Source organism: Vibrio furnissii CIP 102972 (assembly GCF_000176175.1).
GTDB lineage: Bacteria > Pseudomonadota > Gammaproteobacteria > Enterobacterales > Vibrionaceae > Vibrio > Vibrio furnissii.
On record NZ_ACZP01000016.1, the window covers coordinates 16,638 to 34,260 of the forward strand.

At 45.5% G+C, this 17,623-nt stretch carries 16 protein-coding genes; 12 read left to right on the plus strand and 4 right to left on the minus strand.

Annotated features, from left to right (window positions below; genetic code table 11):
- Positions 1-178: 178 nt before the first annotated feature.
- Genes VFA_RS18075 through VFA_RS18125 form a run of 11 tightly spaced genes read left to right on the plus strand, consistent with a single transcriptional unit; the run spans position 179 to position 12,037 of the window.
- A complete protein-coding gene (locus VFA_RS18075) occupies positions 179-1,228 on the plus strand; it encodes a glycosyltransferase family 4 protein (protein WP_004728300.1) in 1,050 nt (349 codons plus the stop codon).
- The gene (locus VFA_RS18080; RefSeq protein WP_004728301.1) at positions 1,225-2,622 is read left to right on the plus strand and encodes a lipopolysaccharide biosynthesis protein; all 1,398 of its coding nucleotides are present in this window, start codon (positions 1,225-1,227) and stop codon (positions 2,620-2,622) included. The genes VFA_RS18075 and VFA_RS18080 overlap by 4 nt, the downstream gene beginning before the upstream one ends.
- Before the next feature lie 11 nt (positions 2,623-2,633).
- A complete protein-coding gene (locus VFA_RS18085) occupies positions 2,634-3,668 on the plus strand; it encodes a polysaccharide biosynthesis protein (protein WP_004728302.1) in 1,035 nt (344 codons plus the stop codon).
- A 1-nt stretch (position 3,669) separates the two neighbouring features.
- Positions 3,670-4,773: a UDP-2-acetamido-2,6-beta-L-arabino-hexul-4-ose reductase gene (gene wbjC / locus VFA_RS18090; protein WP_038152516.1), complete on the plus strand. Its 1,104-nt coding sequence runs from the start codon at positions 3,670-3,672 to the stop codon at positions 4,771-4,773.
- 14 nt (positions 4,774-4,787) lie between these two features.
- Positions 4,788-5,918, plus strand: coding sequence for a non-hydrolyzing UDP-N-acetylglucosamine 2-epimerase (wecB, locus tag VFA_RS18095; RefSeq protein WP_004728304.1), 1,131 nt, complete (start codon positions 4,788-4,790; stop codon positions 5,916-5,918).
- A gap of 16 nt (positions 5,919-5,934) precedes the next feature.
- Positions 5,935-6,333: a WbuC family cupin fold metalloprotein gene (locus VFA_RS18100; protein WP_038152518.1), complete on the plus strand. Its 399-nt coding sequence runs from the start codon at positions 5,935-5,937 to the stop codon at positions 6,331-6,333.
- Between the two features lie 45 nt (positions 6,334-6,378).
- A complete protein-coding gene (locus VFA_RS18105; RefSeq protein WP_004728306.1) occupies positions 6,379-7,506 on the plus strand; it encodes a CapA family protein in 1,128 nt (375 codons plus the stop codon).
- A 50-nt stretch (positions 7,507-7,556) separates the two neighbouring features.
- Positions 7,557-8,561: an ATP-grasp domain-containing protein gene (locus VFA_RS18110; protein ID WP_004728307.1), complete on the plus strand. Its 1,005-nt coding sequence runs from the start codon at positions 7,557-7,559 to the stop codon at positions 8,559-8,561.
- On the plus strand, positions 8,558-9,682 hold the full coding sequence (locus tag VFA_RS18115) for a glycosyltransferase (RefSeq protein WP_004728308.1): 1,125 nt from the start codon (positions 8,558-8,560) through the stop codon (positions 9,680-9,682). Before VFA_RS18110 ends, VFA_RS18115 begins: the two co-directional genes overlap by 4 nt.
- Positions 9,669-10,754 (plus strand): glycosyltransferase family 4 protein, encoded by a 1,086-nt coding sequence (locus VFA_RS18120; protein WP_232281754.1) that lies wholly within the window; start codon positions 9,669-9,671, stop codon positions 10,752-10,754. Before VFA_RS18115 ends, VFA_RS18120 begins: the two co-directional genes overlap by 14 nt.
- Positions 10,751-12,037 carry a capsular polysaccharide export protein, LipB/KpsS family gene (locus VFA_RS18125; protein ID WP_004728310.1) on the plus strand — a complete coding sequence of 429 codons (1,287 nt, stop codon included), beginning with the start codon at positions 10,751-10,753 and terminating at the stop codon, positions 12,035-12,037. Before VFA_RS18120 ends, VFA_RS18125 begins: the two co-directional genes overlap by 4 nt.
- 70 nt (positions 12,038-12,107) lie before the next feature.
- Here the strand turns inward: VFA_RS18125 and VFA_RS18130 are convergent, their stop codons facing one another.
- A complete protein-coding gene (locus tag VFA_RS18130; protein ID WP_004728311.1) occupies positions 12,108-13,340 on the minus strand; it encodes an exopolysaccharide biosynthesis polyprenyl glycosylphosphotransferase in 1,233 nt (410 codons plus the stop codon).
- 309 nt (positions 13,341-13,649) lie between these two features.
- Between VFA_RS18130 and VFA_RS18135 the strand changes: the two genes are divergently transcribed.
- On the plus strand, positions 13,650-14,969 hold the full coding sequence (locus VFA_RS18135) for an MBL fold metallo-hydrolase RNA specificity domain-containing protein (protein WP_004728312.1): 1,320 nt from the start codon (positions 13,650-13,652) through the stop codon (positions 14,967-14,969).
- A 75-nt stretch (positions 14,970-15,044) separates the two neighbouring features.
- Here the strand turns inward: VFA_RS18135 and VFA_RS18140 are convergent, their stop codons facing one another.
- From VFA_RS18140 to VFA_RS18145, 3 genes are read right to left on the minus strand one after another with little or no spacing between them, the layout of a single operon-like run.
- Positions 15,045-15,818 (minus strand): ETEC_3214 domain-containing protein, encoded by a 774-nt coding sequence (locus tag VFA_RS18140; RefSeq protein ID WP_004728313.1) that lies wholly within the window; start codon positions 15,816-15,818, stop codon positions 15,045-15,047.
- Between the two features lie 2 nt (positions 15,819-15,820).
- Positions 15,821-15,991: a hypothetical protein gene (locus VFA_RS23935; RefSeq protein ID WP_004728314.1), complete on the minus strand. Its 171-nt coding sequence runs from the start codon at positions 15,989-15,991 to the stop codon at positions 15,821-15,823.
- Between the two features lie 8 nt (positions 15,992-15,999).
- Positions 16,000-17,610, minus strand: coding sequence for a transglycosylase SLT domain-containing protein (locus VFA_RS18145; protein WP_004728315.1), 1,611 nt, complete (start codon positions 17,608-17,610; stop codon positions 16,000-16,002).
- Positions 17,611-17,623: the final 13 nt, after the last annotated feature.

Genomic DNA, 17,623 nt, shown 5'->3' on the forward strand with positions numbered 1-17,623 from the left:
AATGAGCCAATGCTACCCTTCTTTAGGTTGGAAATGCTGTTAGAATAGAGCGCAATGAAATTGCGCTCTATATGAATGCTGTTTGTTTTTGTTTGATAACAAATGTGACTACAGTCTGTGAATGGTTCATGGAAGATAAAGCATAACGTTTTGTACGTGTTAGAGAAAAAATAGTTTTATGTCTAAAATAACTTTTTTTACCAGAGATAGTATTGATGAAAGCTGTGCTTCGACGATTCGTCTTCAGCACATTGTCGCGGGTTTCGCGGCCAATGGCTATCAGACGCGAATTGTGAGCGGTTACGCTCCTACTCGGTTGGGTAAGTTGAAGCAGTTCCTTTATCTTTATTGGCTATCTTTGTTTATCCGTAGTGATGCTTTTATATACGGAGAGCTGGTGTTACCCCGGTTTTTGGGCTGCTTTCTTTTTGCGCGTCGTTTGTTTGCTGAGCGAACTGAATTCCCTTTCTACAAGATTACTTCATTGCGTCGACACAAGCGCTTGTTGAGCCAATGTTACGTCCATACTCTACGACATGTTGATCAGTTCATTACTTGCTCCTATACCCTTAAACAATTTTATGAGCCTCATGTGAAGCGAGGGAGTGTTCAGGTCATCCCCTTTTTTATTGATGAATCTTTTTTCGATAAAAATACGAATCTCGTCGATCAACACCAGTTATGTTACTGCGGGTATATGGGGAATAACAAAGATGGAATCGAGGATCTACTGCACGCTTTCTCGTTATTTATTGAGAAAAAGGGGAGAAGTGAACCGTACCGTTTAGTGTTGCTTGGCAGTGCGGAAGATGCCGCGATGAAACGATTGAACGCATTGGTTCAACAATTGGGTATCGAACAACATGTGGTTTTCAAAGGACGAGTGCCTCACGAAAAGGTATTAGAAACAATTAACGCTTCTGGATTGCTAGTTTTAACTCGCCCGGACAATTTGCAAGCACAGGGCGGATTTCCATCGAAATTGGGGGAATATCTCAGTACAGGAAACCCAGTACTATGTACCGATGTGGGGGAAATCAAAAGAGTGATCGGAGACGATATCATTCATTTTGTGCCACCTGGTCAGCCAGAAGAAGCGGCAATAATGATGGTAAATGTGTTCAGTCGCTATGCGGAAAGTCAACAGCGAGCGGAGAAAGGTCAGGCCTTCGTTCGTCAGTTTGTACCGCGCCGAATGATTGCAGAGCTGTTGAGTCAGGCAAAATGACCCGGTCATTAGTAAAAAACTTTATTGTCTACGGCTTAGGGTTTGGGCTCAGTAAGTTTTCTATGGTGTTGGTGTTGCCTTTTGTGACGTCAGCATTAACGCCGGAAGAATTTGGTGTCATTGAATTAGTTCAGACGGCTTACAACGTGCTCATGATTTTTGGTCTCCTGCAATTGGATGCGTCATTTCAGCGATTCTATGCCAATCAAGAGTTCCAGCAAACTCGGTTGATAGGAACCATTGTTCTGTTTATCGTGTTGGCAAACGTTCTATTAATCGGGGCGATTCATGGGCTGGGCTGGTTATTTCTTGATGATCTTCCGGTTGGAATGCCTATCATTAGTTTGATGTCGGCATTGGTTTTCTTTTCCAATGTCTCTTCAATACTGTTTATTGTCTATCGTTATGACGACCGTGCAGTCTCATTATCGCTGCTGACCTTTATTCAGATCGCTGTTCAAGTGATTTTTATCTATTACTTTCTCGTGATTAAACAATACGGCGTCTTCCACTATTTTTTGTCGCAAACAATCGGCTTTGTGGTGTTGCTGGTGCTGCAGATCGCTTTACTCAAACGCAGTGTTGATTGGCGTATCGATAGGGGTTATCTCAAGCGTCTTTTTCGGTTTGGTTTACCACAGATGCCTGCTCGAATTGGCGCAGTGTTAAACCGGCATGTCAGCAAGTTCTTTATCATCAATGCGATGTCTATGCATGCGTTGGGTATCTACTCTGCAGCATTGAAGGTGTCTTCAATGGCGCAGATTATTTACATGGCTTTTAATATGGCGTGGTATCCCATGCTGTATAAAATGCTCAATAGCAAGGACTATACTAAGCTCAAAATAATGAATGCAATGGTTGTTGGCGTTTGTCTCTATGCGTCGATTGCTTTTGCTTTGTTATCACCACTCATGGGGCAATTGTTGTTGTCTGAAGAATACACTGAGTCTGTGAAATACATGGCGCCGTTGTTTCTATCGACACTACTGTTTGTGGTTAAAGATTCCGTTGATATTGGCACTCGAGTGACTGAGAAAACACAGTACGTCAGCTACATCTACTTTGTTGCCATGGCCGTGACGCTTGTGCTCTACACGCTATTTTCAAAATTTGGCATCGCGTCAGTTGTCGCCATTCAGTTCGCAGGGAACCTACTTTTGGTCGCTATGACCTTATATAACTCAGAGTGGTTATTTAAAGTAGGCTTTTCCTATCTCGTCAATATCGTTAGCATTGTGCTGTGTTTCGTCCTATTGGTCGTTATCGCGTCTTTGGATCTCAGCATGACTCAGTCGTTGTCAGCGTTTGCTGTACTCACGCTCTCTGTCATGTTGGGCAGTTGGATAACCTATAAAAAGAAGTTTGCCAAGTCGCATAATGAAGTCTGTTAAAGGGTAAAAAAGTGTTTAAAAACAAAGTATTACTAATCACTGGTGGCACTGGCTCATTTGGGAATGCCGTGTTGAATCGATTTTTAGAAACGGACATCAAAGAAATTCGAATTTTTTCTCGCGATGAGAAAAAACAAGATGATATGCGAAAGAAATATTGCAATAGCAAATTAAAGTTTTATATCGGTGACGTACGAGATTACAACAGTGTGCTGAGTGCAACTCGTGGTGTGGATTACATTTATCATGCAGCGGCACTGAAGCAAGTTCCTTCTTGTGAATTTCACCCTATGGAAGCGGTGAAAACGAATGTACTGGGCACTGAAAATGTCCTTGAAGCGGCGATTGCTAACCAGGTGCAGAGGGTGGTGTGCCTGAGCACGGATAAAGCGGTGTATCCTATCAATGCTATGGGTATTTCGAAGGCCATGATGGAAAAGGTCATGGTGGCCAAAGCACGTAACGTTGATGAAACAAAAACGGTTATCTGCGGTACGCGTTATGGCAATGTGATGGCCTCTAGAGGGTCTGTTATTCCATTGTTTGTTGATCTCATTAAGGCCAATCAACCTCTGACGATCACTGACCCTAATATGACGCGCTTTATGATGACGCTTGAAGATGCTGTCGATTTAGTTTTATACGCATTTGAACACGGTAACAATGGCGATATCTTTGTGCAGAAAGCGCCTGCTGCAACAATCGACACGCTCGCCCAAGCTTTACGTGAATTACTTCACGTGCCTCAACATCCTATCAATGTGATTGGGACTCGCCATGGTGAGAAGCTTTATGAGTGTTTACTCAGTCGAGAAGAAATGATTGCGGCCGAAGACATGAATGAGTATTACCGAGTGCCACCTGATCTTCGAGATCTTAACTACAGTAAGTATGTTGAGGAAGGCGATGCGCGGATTGCACAGATCGAGGATTATAACTCACACAATACCGAGCGTTTGGACGTCGAGGGAATGAAAGCTTTGTTAATGAAGTTGCCATTTATTCGAGCCATGTGTGCAGGGGACGAATTTGAACTTGATGCATAATATGAATATTGTCGTTACAGGTGCCGAGGGATTTATTGGTCAAAACTTATGTATGATGTTGTCTGAGCAGGGATACCATCACGTGACTCAGGTCGGCAAAAATACAACGCGCGATGAGCTAATTGATTGTCTAAAAACTGCGGATTTTATTTTTCATCTCGCTGGTGTTAACCGTCCTCAACATGAGCGTGAGTTTGAACAAGGTAACGCAGAACTGACACAGTTTATTGTGGATACGTTAGTGTCGCTTGAGAAGAAAACGCCAATGATGTTGAGCTCTTCTACTCAAGCGGAACATGCGAATCCCTATGGATTGAGTAAGTTGAGAGCGGAGCAGTTTGTTCATCAATATGCAGCATCCACATCAGCAGCAACTTACATCTACCGATTGCCAAATGTGTTCGGTAAATGGTGCAAACCTAACTACAACTCTTTTGTGGCGACGTTTTGTCACAATATCGCCAACGATTTACCGATCAGTATCAATGACCCTTCGGCTTCAGTCACATTGGTATATATCGATGATGTTTGCCAATCATTAATTGATTTGTTGGAAGGCAAAACATCACCGGGATGGTGTCAAGTTCAGCCTGAATATTCGACAACGGTTGGCGACGTCGCTGCATTGCTAAACCGATTTAAAGACAGCCGTCAGACGTTGGTGACTGAAAATGTTGGGCAAGGCCTGACTCGAGCACTTTATTCGACCTATCTGAGCTACTTCCGTCCTCAACAGTTTTGCTATTCGATCCCGAGCTATACGGATGAACGCGGCGCGTTCTGTGAAATGCTTAAAACGCCGTCTGCAGGGCAGTTCTCATTTTTCTCTGCGCACCCAGGAATCACTCGAGGCGGGCATTACCATCATACAAAGAATGAAAAATTTCTTGTGATCAAAGGCAAAGCTTTGTTCAAGTTTGAACACATGATTTCAGGTGAATGCTACGCGTTAGAAGCAAGTGGTAGCGCGCCAATGATCGTGGAAACGGTTCCGGGATGGTCGCATGACATTACGAATATTGGTGATGATGAGCTGCTCGTGATGTTGTGGGCAAATGAGGTGTTTGATCGCTCTGCGCCAGATACATTCGCTCACCCGCTTTAATGAGAGTACATAGAATGAAAAAATTAAAAGTCATGTCGGTTGTTGGAACACGGCCCGAAATCATTCGTTTATCTCGCGTGCTTGCCAAGCTTGATGAACATTGTGAGCATGTTTTAGTCCATACAGGACAAAATTATGACTATGAATTAAACGAAGTTTTTTTTAATGATTTAGGTGTTAGAAAACCTGATTTCTTTCTCAATGCAGCAGGAAAAAATGCAGCAGAAACAATCGGGCAAGTGATCATTAAAGTGGATGAGGTATTGGAGCAAGTTCAGCCGGAAGCGATGTTGGTATTGGGTGATACTAACTCTTGTCTCTCTGCGATTCCGGCAAAGCGCAGAAAAGTACCAATTTTTCATATGGAAGCAGGTAACCGGTGTTTCGACCAACGGGTACCGGAAGAAACGAACCGACGCATCGTGGATCACACCGCTGACATCAATATGACTTACAGCTCGATCGCTCGCGATTATTTGTTGGCTGAAGGCATTCCTGCCGATCGCGTGATTAAAACGGGCAGTCCAATGTTTGAGGTGCTCAATCACTATATGCCGCAGATTGACAGCTCAGACGTATTGAAACGCCTCAATCTAAAGGCTCAACAATTTTTTGTGGTCAGCGCACATCGTGAAGAAAATGTGGATTCGCCCACCCAATTGCTCAAGTTGGCGGAAACATTGAATACCGTGGCTGAGCAATACGGCCTTCCCGTGATTGTCTCGACTCATCCAAGAACTCGGAATCGTATTGAAGCTCATGGGCTTACTTTCCACCCTAATATTCAATTGATGAAGCCTCTTGGCTTTCATGACTATAACCACCTACAAAAAAATGCGAAAGCCGTGTTGTCTGATAGCGGCACCATCAATGAAGAGTCTTCTATCATGAACTTTCCTGCGCTTAATCTACGAGAAGCGCATGAGCGACCAGAAGGAATGGAAGAAGCGTCCGTGATGATGGTTGGTGTGGGTGTCGAGCGTGTAATGCAAGGCCTACAAGTGATTGCATCGCAATTAAGAGGTGATGAACGCCAACTTCGTCCAGTGTATGACTACAGCATGCCGAATGTGTCGGATAAAGTTGTACGCATCATTCATTCATATACGGATTACGTGATGCGCGTTGTCTGGAAACAGTATTAATAGCGTCAGTATTGTTATGAATCTTCTAGAAAAGGAACAGTTCGATGAACTCTACGCTCAGGCTGAAAGAGCTGAGCGTAAGCGAGCACATCAATTACTGCACCGTTCGCATGATGACAAAGTCCAGCGGCTACTGATTGCAATGGTGAAAGGTAGCTATGTTGAACCTCACTTTCACGAGCTTGAGCATCAATGGGAAATGTTTGTCGTCTTGGAAGGCTGTGTAAAAGTCACGACATATGATGCTGCTGGGCAAATCTTATGTGAGACGTTGCTGGGGGTCGAAGGGAACGCGTCGATCGCAGAAGTGAAACCACAAGAGATACATAGCGTTGAATGTGTATCGGACCGGGCATTACTACTTGAAGTGAAAGAAGGTCCGTTTAACCCGCAATTTGCCAAAGTCTTAGTTTAAGATGGGGCATCACAATAGCATTGAGTTAAGTAAATTAGGAATGCAATGAAACCAGCAACTGCGTTATTTATGGGGGATTTCGCTCCCGTCGCTGATTACAACGACATCACGTTAGAGAAGAAAGAAGCTGTCTTTGGGGACGTCTTAGACGAGATTAGAAAAGCAGACTTTTCATTCATTAACTTGGAATGTCCCTTAACGACGGCAGAACAAGCGTTGAGTAAAAGTGGTCCCAATATTAAAGCAAACCCCGGTTGTGTTGCGGCATTAAGTTCTTTTTCTCTTGTTGGTATGGCGAACAATCATGTGTTGGATTTTGGGCGAGAAGGCTTACAAGAAACGCTCAATGCTTTGGATTCTGCTGGGCTCAAACATGTTGGTGCTGGCCTAAATCAAGATGCTGCGGATAAGATTTTTTATCAAGAGGTTGGTGGCAAGGTGCTTGCTGTCATCGCGCTGTGTGAAAGAGAATTTAGCCAGTATGCTGATTATGATGCTGGTGCATCGGCGATTGATCCTGTTGAAAATTTTTATCGATTGCAAGAAGCCAAGGAAAAGGCGGATTACGTGTTTATGACCATGCACTGTGGTCATGAATACTTTCCTCTGCCTCGACCTGAACTACGCAAGCTATGTCAGTATTATGTTGATTTAGGCGCTGATGGTGTCTTATGTCACCATCCTCATGTCCCCGGCGCATATGAAACGTACAAAGGTAAGCCTATCGTGTACTCAATGGGAAATACCGTATTCGGTCGTCTCGGGAGCTTGCCTAGCGATTGGCGGATTGGCTACGCAGTATCGATTAGATTAGAAGCCGATCTTCCATTCGAAATTATTCCTTATTGTCTTGATGATCAAGAAAAAGCGCTTGTTCTCCTTAAGGGGGATGAAAGGGACGCTTTTATCCATCGAATGGAGGGGTATGCCTCTTTGTTGCTCGACGAGCAAGCTTGGTTGACTGAATGGCGTGCATTTGTTGCTCGTAAAACAGACGAAGCCCTTATTCAGCATTTTTTCCCATTCCAATTTAAAGGATTGGGAAGACTCGTTAAGTCTTCAGGCGTTCTTCCTAAGTTATGTCGTTCAACCGCCGGTTACAAAAAGCTAAACCAAATCAGGTGTGAATCTCATCGAGAACTGCTCATTCAAGCGTTCAAAAATAAGCAATGATAGTTGAGCGAGTGCTTCAATAGTTAAAGATTGTTCACGAGGAGTTTGAGTTGAACATTAAGATTATTCATTACAATCATTTTTTTGGCGAAAGTTTGCCGACTTACAAAAGTATGGATATGGCGGTTATACAGAAAACGCTTGAAAAAAATGGTTTTTCTGTTGAATTCGTGTCTGTAGAAGCGCTGCAGAATGAGCCACTGGATACGAGCTCTTTGTATTTATGTGGTAGCCATCAGAATGCATCGGTCAAGCAGTATTATGATGATGTGCTAGATTTTCCGCATATTGAGGAACGACTTATTCCTCGTCGCCTACTCATAAAAGCTCATGAGAATAAAGGCTATCAAGGACTTCTCGCTAGAAGTTTGGATATACCGTATGTTGAGCAGTACTACTTTATTGATGAGAAGCCAGTTACGACAAAGACTGTGGTCAAATGTCTATCTGGTGCCGGTAGCGCAGGGGTCACGTTATGTGAAACCACCGAAGAGCAATCACGGTTTCTTCGAAAACCGAAGTTTTGGAGTTCAACCTCTGGTCAATTGTTCGCTTATTTGAAATCTCTTATAAAATTTCGATTAAGAAAGGGGGATTATCTTGCGGAAAAACTTCAGTTCAATTCACCTCGTGTTCGATATGTTCAGCAGAAGTTTATCCCCAATTTATCTTTCGACTACAAAGTTTTGGTGTTTATGGATAAATGCTTTGTGCTCAAGCGTGGCGTCCGTGAGCAAGATTTTAGAGCGAGTGGTAGTGGTAAATTTGAGTTTGTTGAGCCATCAGAAGCGTTACTTGATTTCGCGTTATCCATTCGAAAAAAGCTCAACAGTCCTTATGCCTCGTTGGATGTTATTGAGCATGATAATGGCTTTGAATGTATTGAATATCAGTGCGTCCACTTCGGTCCGTACACGCAAATGAAAGCGCCTAAATATTACCGTTACGCCAATGGAAAGTGGGAAGCGAAAGATAACAATACGATTCTTGAGGAGTTGATTGGTCAATCTGTCGCAGATTTTGTGCAACAACATTTGGTAAAAGACGGACGATGAAAAAGGAAGTTGTTTTTTTTACCAGTAATCTAGGCGGCGGCGGTGCCGAAGGCGTTTGCATCAAAGTTGCAAATGCGCTTATTCATCGAGGTTGGAAGATCACGATTTTAGTGCAGAATTTAAGTAACGATCAGCTCAGCCATAAACTGCATCCGTCGATTAAAATTGAGACCTTAAACTGTTCGAGTATTCGCTATGGACTGTTAGCGTTAAGACGTTGGATTTCTATCAATCGCCCTGCTCAGATCGTCGCATTCCATTACATGCTTACAGCGGCTCTTGTTCTGGTTCGCTGTACTTTCTTCCAATCTCAGCGTTTTAAGATCATCTCTAGAAACATAAATACGGTTTCAAAAATCAAACAACACAGTTCGACGGAAGGCCGACCTCGAATTCAAGAGTATTTGCGTGATTTACTGTATAAGCAGTCGGATATCATCATCAATCAGTGCCATGGTATGCGAGATGATTTCATTAAAAATTACCCGGGTACAGAGCAGAAAAATGTGGTGATTTATAATCCCAGTATCGAGCATTTTTCGCCCCAACAGCATGCTGTTGGGGACGATCACAGCGCACCTTATTTTCTTTATGCGGGGCGTCTTGAATCGCAAAAATCTATCGACATGACAATACGAGCTTTTGCCCAACTGTGTGCGGAAGACTCAAATGTTCGATTGCGAATTGTGGGGGAAGGCTCTCAGCGAAAAGCACTTGAAGGGCTATGCCATGAACTATCGATCAAAGATAGAGTCGATTTTGTTGGCTTTAGTCGAGAAATCGAAAGGCACTTTTCTGGTGCGCTATGTACGGTATTGAGTTCCCAATACGAAGGTTTCCCCAATGTATTGGTTGAGTCAATTTCCTTGGGGACGCCTGTTGTATCGTTCGATTGCCCGAGTGGTCCAGCTGAAATTATTGAAGATGGTGTGAATGGCTTTTTAGTTGAGTATCAGAATATTGATGATCTGTTTTTAAAAATGAAGCTGATGTTAAACACCTCATTTAATCATGAAACGGTAAAAAGTACCGCACAGCGCTTCTCCATCAATAAAGTGGCCTCCGAATGGGATAAATTGCTGATGAGCCATCTTAACCAGGTGGATAATGATGACCGCTAAGAAAAAAATACTATATTTAATCAACGATATCACTATGCCTGGCGGCCTTTCACGAGTCACGTTGAATTTGATTCACGAGTTTTGTGGTTTGCACGGTGACATAGATGTGAAAGCGGTCTCTGCCGCTGCTAAGTTTACTCGTATTGAACATTCTCATATTGATTATCTGGATATGCCAGCATTGCATGGTTTAAATCCAATGCAAAAAATTAAGTGGTATCTCCGTTTAAAAAAGAATGTTGAGCGTTATGTTGATCAACAAGGTTATGATGTGGTGATTGCCGTTGGGACCGCAATGACGCTGTTTGCAAGCTTTTGCCGCTTTCAACATGCCCAACTGTGGGGAGCTGAGCATTTAGCTCACAACCATTACGGAATACTTCGAAAAGCTTTTAAACGTTGGCGTTATCCCAAGTTAAACCGGTTAATTTGTTTGACCCAGTTGGACAAAGAACGATATTACGACACCTATCTTCATTCTGTGTCCGTGATTCCTAATTTCACCAATTTCGCAGATGTCGATGTAAGCCCGAATCGCAAGAAAAATATCTTGTTTGTCGGCCGTTATAATCAGATGAAAGGGGTAGATTATTTAGTTGATATCATTAAGAAAAGCCACGTGCGTTGCCCTGAATGGCATTTCACATTGTTCGGTGAGGGAGAGAAAAAAGAGTGGCTCCTCAATGAACTTTCGGTGAACGGTTTGACCGAAGTTGTCACGGTCAATGAACCCACACCCCATATCAGTGATGCGTATCAACAAGCGGGTTTTTACATTCTCACTTCCCGAAATGAAGGTTTTCCGATGGTGCTCTTAGAGGCGCAAGCTCATGGTTTACCCATTGTTAGCTTCGACTGTGAGACTGGCCCATCTGAGATTATTCGTGATGAAGAGGATGGTTTCCTCATCCCGACATTCGATGTTGACGCATTTGCCGACAAGGTCGCTCTTTTGGCCAATGATGATGATTGTCGAACTCAGATGTCTCAAAGAGCACTCATTAATCGTCAACGATTCAGTAAAGATGCGATTGTGCAATTGTGGTTGAAAGAATTTAACGCTGTGTCATGAATATTCTATCTCTAGATTCACCTTATTCTCCGTTCTTTTCATTAGTGGTGAAACACATCAATAATGTGAGGAGCTTTCGTGCGATTTTTTCAAAATCGGGTTACCAACATTACTTCTCTGGCCATGAGTGTGAGTATATCGGCTCGATTTTATCTCAACACAGAACGTTCTCTGCGTCTGACATGGCGCTAGTCATCCGTTCGAATAATCACTTTTCTGCCTACGTCAGAAAGTTCGAAAAGCGTGAACTCACGGCCGATGAGCTGAATCAGTTTGCAAGTTTTGCTCATTACTTTAGGCAGTACTTGCATGAGAAATCGATAGATTTCGTGATGATGCATAACGATCTTCGTTGGCATCATGCCATCGCAAGGGAGATCTGTTTGGAAGAGGGGGTTCCTTTTTGTGTGAGTGAGCTGGGGTTATTCCGCCCTTACACGATGACATTGGATTTTCATGGCGTGAATGCGAACTCCAGTATCACATCATTGGACATCGATTTTTCCCAATTCGCAGATTTACCTGAACGATCTTTTGATGTTCCCGTACCCTTTCATGGTCATGAAAGTATGCGTTCAAAATTGCATTTTGCTTACTTCTTGATGCTCAATAAGTTAGGGGGCTGGCGTGGTCTTAATTCTCCTATTGCCCATAATGCGTTGAACTTCGCCCCCTACTTGAACCGTTTTTGGCAACAGAATATCAAGAATCGCTTGGGCAAGGGTTCGAAAAGCAGTTGTGGTTCAGATGCCGTGCTTTCACCCTATATCTTTTTCCCAATGCAGTTAGAACACGACACACAGTTTTTGATTCACAGTGATTTTTCGTCGAATCAAGCGCTCTTGAATGAGGTGGAACGTGCATTTTATCGTTCGACATTGACCAATTCGCATCGCTTGGTGGTGAAGCTGCATCCGAATGATTTAGGTACGTATCAAGCTGATGAGCGAACCTTATTCACTAAAGGTAATACGACTGCATTGGTGAATCAGGCTGAAGCGGTGGTTTCTGTGAATTCGACAGTATGCATGGAAGCACTGGAAACTGATAAGCCTCTGTTTGTGTTGGGAAGAGCCTTTTTTGCTCGTCAGGATCTTTGTCAACCAGTGAGAGTGTCGGAATTATCGCAGGCTTTATCAAATCCAAATCCTGTGAGTCGCGCAAATCGAAAAGGATTTTTGTACTATCTGAAATATCACTACAGTGTGCAGGGCGCCGGATTTAGTTTTACCGAGAATGAATTGCACAAGCTCGCTCGTGAAATTGAATCCAGAGTGAAATGAACTTTTCCTCCGGTAACCTAAAAAAGGTCAGCTTGAGCTGACCTTTTTTAGGTTCGATGATTCGTTAGTATTATTTGGCTCCAAAGCCGGTCATCATCGTTTTTATGGTTTTAATAACGATGTTCATATCGAGCCAGAACGACAGATGTTTAATGTAGAATAGGTCATAGGATAACTTTTCTCGTGTCGATTCGGTATCGTCAGCATAGCCTTGTACCGTTTGAGCCCAGCCAGTAATTCCGGGTTTAACCATATGTCGGTAACCGTAAAACGGGATTTCATCTTCGAATTGTTTGACAAAACTTTCTTGTTCTGGGCGCGGGCCAATGAGAGACATATCTCCCTTTAGGACGTTAAAGAATTGCGGCAGTTCATCAATGCGCACTTTACGAATCACTTTGCCTACTTTGGTTACTCGAGCGAGCTCTTGGGTGGCAAACTTATCTTCGGCATCTGCAGATTTGACTGTCATGCTACGAAATTTGTAGATACGAAATGGCTTACCACCCTGACCAACTCGTTCTTGGATAAACAAGATTGGCCCAGGACTCTCCAACTTAATGAGAAGTGCGGTGACTGCCATAATCAAGAGCGTCACGGGTAACGTTGTTATGATGAGCAATGATTCCCAGAACCGCTTGATGTATTGATAGATCGGGTTAGGTATCAGGGTTCCAATTGCATTTTCTGATAAATGGCAGGTCTGCACTTTGCCTTCTACCATCTCGCGAATGCTACCTGAGTGAAACACTGGAATATTACTCAGGCTGCAGTCGGCAATAAATTTTTCTTCTTCTCGAGAGAGTTGACCGTGTAGGTCGACAACCAAGCCGTCGTCAATGTCTGTGATGGCAAGGCCATTGGGAAACAGGCTGAGCTCAACGCGAGCATTTTTTGCATTCAACGCATCAACGCTGAAGTTATTAATCGCCTTCAGCTTTAATGTGGTTTTGTCTCTTTTAAGTTTAGCAATCAAATACATCCAAAAGGTCTGAATGAAAAAAGCATACACCAAAATTTCACGGGAATAGTCCAGGCGCAGCAGGAGAATAAGGACCATCACGCAAGCATAAACGGATGTCAGAACCGGCAAAATGTAATATTTTCGATCAACCAACAAAAAATTGGTGATTTTAGGGATAATGAGCGCTGCTCCGATGTAGGCCGCGCTGACTAGCCAGAAGCTATTGATGACGGTGACGGGAAGCTGCGTCCGAAAGCCGGTGATCATGTGAAGCAAAAAAACCGTACCTACCACGCCTAGTCCATGGCTGACCATGGAATTATTGAAAAGCTTGTTCACAGCAAAAATCCAGATTTATCTTTGAACGCGCATTTTAGCACAACGTTTTTCATGATGAGAATTGTCCTAGCCGAGTATATACTTTCAATGAATAAAACAGTGAACATGCATCGTTTTTTTCGTTCAAGATAAAAATATTTTCACCATGAATGTCATTGTATGTCCTAGTTCTTATTTTTATATTCACTTATGTGCATTTGTTGCGGTCAATCAGGGAACAGCGTCTCAAACTGCTTTGGTACTCCGGTTTTCTGATTTCGATTGACGATATGCTAGTCGTGTCGCTCTTCGAAACAAAAGGAACACCTCATGCAACTCACTCATCATGGTGGAAAACAGACGGTCACTGGTTCGTGTCATGAACTGGTGGTGGATGATCTGGCGATTTTTATCGATTGTGGCATGTTCCAAGGCCAAGATACTCAGGATGTCGAGCCAGATTTTCCCATTGATCACATTCAAGCGCTCATTCTCACCCATGCCCACATCGACCACATTGGCCGTTTGCCGTGGTTGATTGCTTCAGGTTTCACTGCGCCGATTTATTGCACGCCGGCAACCGCGGAGCTTGTACCGCTGATGTTGGATGACGCCATGAAGCTGCAATCGGGCTTCTCGCGTGCGCAGCGAGAGGTGGTGTTAGACAAGATTGACCATCTGATTGACCCCATCGATTACGAGCAGCCTTTTCGAATTGAATCTGACTCCGGCGTGATGTTGCAGTGTCAGTTTGTGCCTGCGGGGCACATTCTCGGTTCGGCGTACGTTGAAATCCAAATGCCCAACCAAGAAGTGATCGTCTTTTCCGGGGACTTGGGGCCGAGTTGCACGCCGCTGTTGCCGGATCCGGTGCCGCCAATGCATGCCGATTATCTGGTGATCGAAACAACCTATGGCGATACACACCACGATGGCGTGGACGTGCGCGCGAGTAAACTGCGTGAAATCATCGACCGGTCGCTGGCCGATGGCGGCACGATTCTGATCCCGGCTTTCAGTGTCGGCCGCACGCAAGAAGTGTTGTTTGATATTGAGCAGTTGGTGTATGAGCATCAAATCAACGTCGATTTACCGATTTTGCTCGATTCTCCGATGGCGCAAAAGGTGACGGAATCGTATCGTCGCTATAAACAGCTGTGGGGCGACGAAGCGAAAGAACGTTTGGCGATGAACCGCCATCCGCTGGCGTTTGAGCAATGTGTGTTGGTCCAGGATTACCGTTCGCACCAAGCGTTGGTTAATCGCCTCTCGTCAACCGGTGAAGCGGCGATTGTGGTCGCCGCCTCCGGCATGTGCGAAGGCGGGAGGATTGTGGATTACCTCAAAGCGCTGCTGCCGGATGCTCGCACGGACATCATCTTTGCTGGTTTTCAGGCAGAAGGTACGTTAGGGCGCGCGATTCAGCAGGGGGAGAAAGTGGTCATGATTGAGGGAGAAGCGATCGACGTGAACGCCCAAATTCATGTGATGTCGGGGTATTCCGCGCACGCCGATCAGGATGACCTGCTGGCCTTTGTGGAAGGCATCGATGAAAAGCCGAAACAAGTACATTTGATTCATGGTGAGCCGCAAGCCAAGCAGGCCTTTGCCGAGCTGCTGCGGGGTAAAGGCTACACCGTCGTTGAATAATTGATCCGAGAAAAAAGCCGCCTCGAGTTGTCGATGGGCGGCTTTTTTAATGCTGACTCAACACCGATGGACGGGTTAAGGCTGAATTAAACGAAATTCAGATTTAGTCAAAATCGCGTCTTCCAGCGCCGATAAGCCCAGCGTGCTGTAGCCGTAGAAGTTGGGCATTAAGGTCCGGCGCAGCGCTTGCGCCGATTGTGTGACGTCTTCGCCCATCATCAGTTCGTCTGTTAACGTGGTGAACTGAGCGCGCTGTTGTTCGGTCAGACTATTCTCGAATTCGGAGTAACCACTCACTGACGTGTACAGATTACTGAAATCGCCAGCGGTGTTTTCCTCAATGTAATAGGTGATCATACGCGACAGCGCCGCGCGCAAATCGGTCACACCTTCTTGCGCGCTAAACGGAGTGCTGAGTAAGTCCAGTCCACCGGCCGATTTCGACGTATCGGGCACAAAGCCTTGCGTCGGGAACACCAGATACGCAGCAATGGCCTCATCTTGAATCACCGCAGAGAGCACAAAGCGGCTGTCCTGATAATACTTGATCACATCGCCCGCGCCGGAGCGTTTGATGTAAACCGGCGCGCCAAGATGTTCATCCAACACGCTGGCCGAGGCGCGCACATAAACCGAGTTCAGTTTGTCCTGCGAGGGAATATCCGTGAACTGTGCCAGCGAAAAATCATAGATTTTTTCCAGCGCATCAGTGCTGTCGTTAAAGCTGCCCAGCGCAATGGCAACCAAAGACACCAGCGCAATCAATCGCCCCCATTGTTCTTTGAGAGAACGTTCTTTGAGCGAGCGAGATGGCGCTGCGGGTTCTAAAGTGTGTTCGATGTCTGACATGATTATTCTTTCAACTCTTCCAATTTGTCTTTCACCCGATCGGTGCCGTCACTGACGGCTTGTTCAATCTGGTCGAGGGCGTCCTGACCGAGCCAGTTGGTGATGGTGTCTTTGTATTGAACGCCGATGTACACGCCAACGACGATCAACAACAGCGGAATTAAACGCAACATATTGATGCTCACTGTGTGGTTTCAGGCTGATAAAGCGCCAAACGTGATGACACTTTTTTCAGGTAAGTTTTGGTTTCATCGTACGGCAGGTTGTTCATCAGCGTCTGATACACTTGGTCGGGCGTGAGCTGATTGATTTCACCGGCTGCTTTACGAATATTGGTCGAACGGTCGGCATTGAAGGCTCGTGCCACGTTCCCCGCGCCAGTGTTGTAGGCGGCGATGGTGCAGTACAAACGGCTTTGCTTATCTTCAATACGTTTCAGGTACTTGCTTTGCAAAATATGCAGGTAAGCTGTACCGGTTTCGACGTTGACGGGCGGCTGGTAGAGCTCCGACTCCTTCATTGGCGCGTCAATTTTTCTCATCTGACGGTTCACGTCATGCCCAGCGGTCGTCGGGACGATCTGCATCAAACCAAACGCTGGTACATAAGATTTCGCTTCCGGACGAAAGGCCGATTCACTGTGCATGATCGCCATCACCAGCGCTGGATCCACCGACCATTTCTCGCTTTCTTCTAGGGCGAGCGGTTGGTAATGGCTGGCACGTTTTGCCAAGCTGTTGTTAGGCAGGCTGATCTTGTAGCTGATGACTTTTTTCGGTGCGGCGGCCGTGTGCGTGGTCGCCTTTGCGGTCGCTGGTGTTGTCACTGGCGCTGTTACCGTTGCCGCTGGTTGGTCGCTGCTGGTGGACGATGCCACCTGTTGCGCCGCTTGATGCTCGGCAGTTGGCGCGGTGGTTACAGGCACCTTTGCCACGACCGGTTCGACAGGTGCAGGTTTTGTTTTGGACGGAGCGACAGCCGGGGTGGGTTCCGCTTGGCGCTCGGTGACAGTCGCGACTTCGTTGCTGGCTGGCGTCTGGTCGACGGGCTGCGCTGCGTGGATTGGGTCTGCCGGCAGCGGTTCGGGAATGCCCAATGCTTTGCGCTGCTGGCGGTATTGATTGCTGATCAGCTCAATGCGCTGTTTCGCTTCGTCGATCAGCGCCATTTTTTTCTGGTAGGCCCGTTGATAAATAAAATCATCCGGCGCGCCAGTGTCGGCGGCGATCAAGCGCTCGGCCTGAATGTCGTATTCATTCATCTGCGCGCGCGTTTGGGCCAGCACAAAGTCTTTTTCTTGGTTTTCTTGCTCGCGTGAATAATTCACGGTTTGTTCGGAGACTTGCGCTTGGTTAAGGTCGGCGACCGTGCCTTCAGGCAGGTTGAGCTGCTGGGTGGCTAACTGCTGCGCGGTGGCATTGCTGACGGAGGCATCCACCAACACCGACACCGTGGCTGTGTTGTTTTCATAATCGACCACTTGTCTCACCGAATCATCCGCGCTGTATTGCACGTCGGTGGTTTGGTCGGAGATTTGCGCGCTGCCCCATTGATTAATCAAGGCTTGGCGCTGTTGATCCAATTCGCGGGTGTAGTTTTCTCGCCATGCTTCGTACTCGTCGAAGCGTCGATTCACGTAGTCGTGAAACTCTTGTTTGATTTCTTCCGGAGAACGTTTGGCGTTGGCCGTGGCTTGATCCAGCTCGGCAAAGGCATCATGTGTGGCGGCAAAGCTGGTGCAATAGAAAGAGGAGAGAGAAAGGGCAATGAGCGTTTTTTTGAGTCTGCGCATGAACAATTCCTAG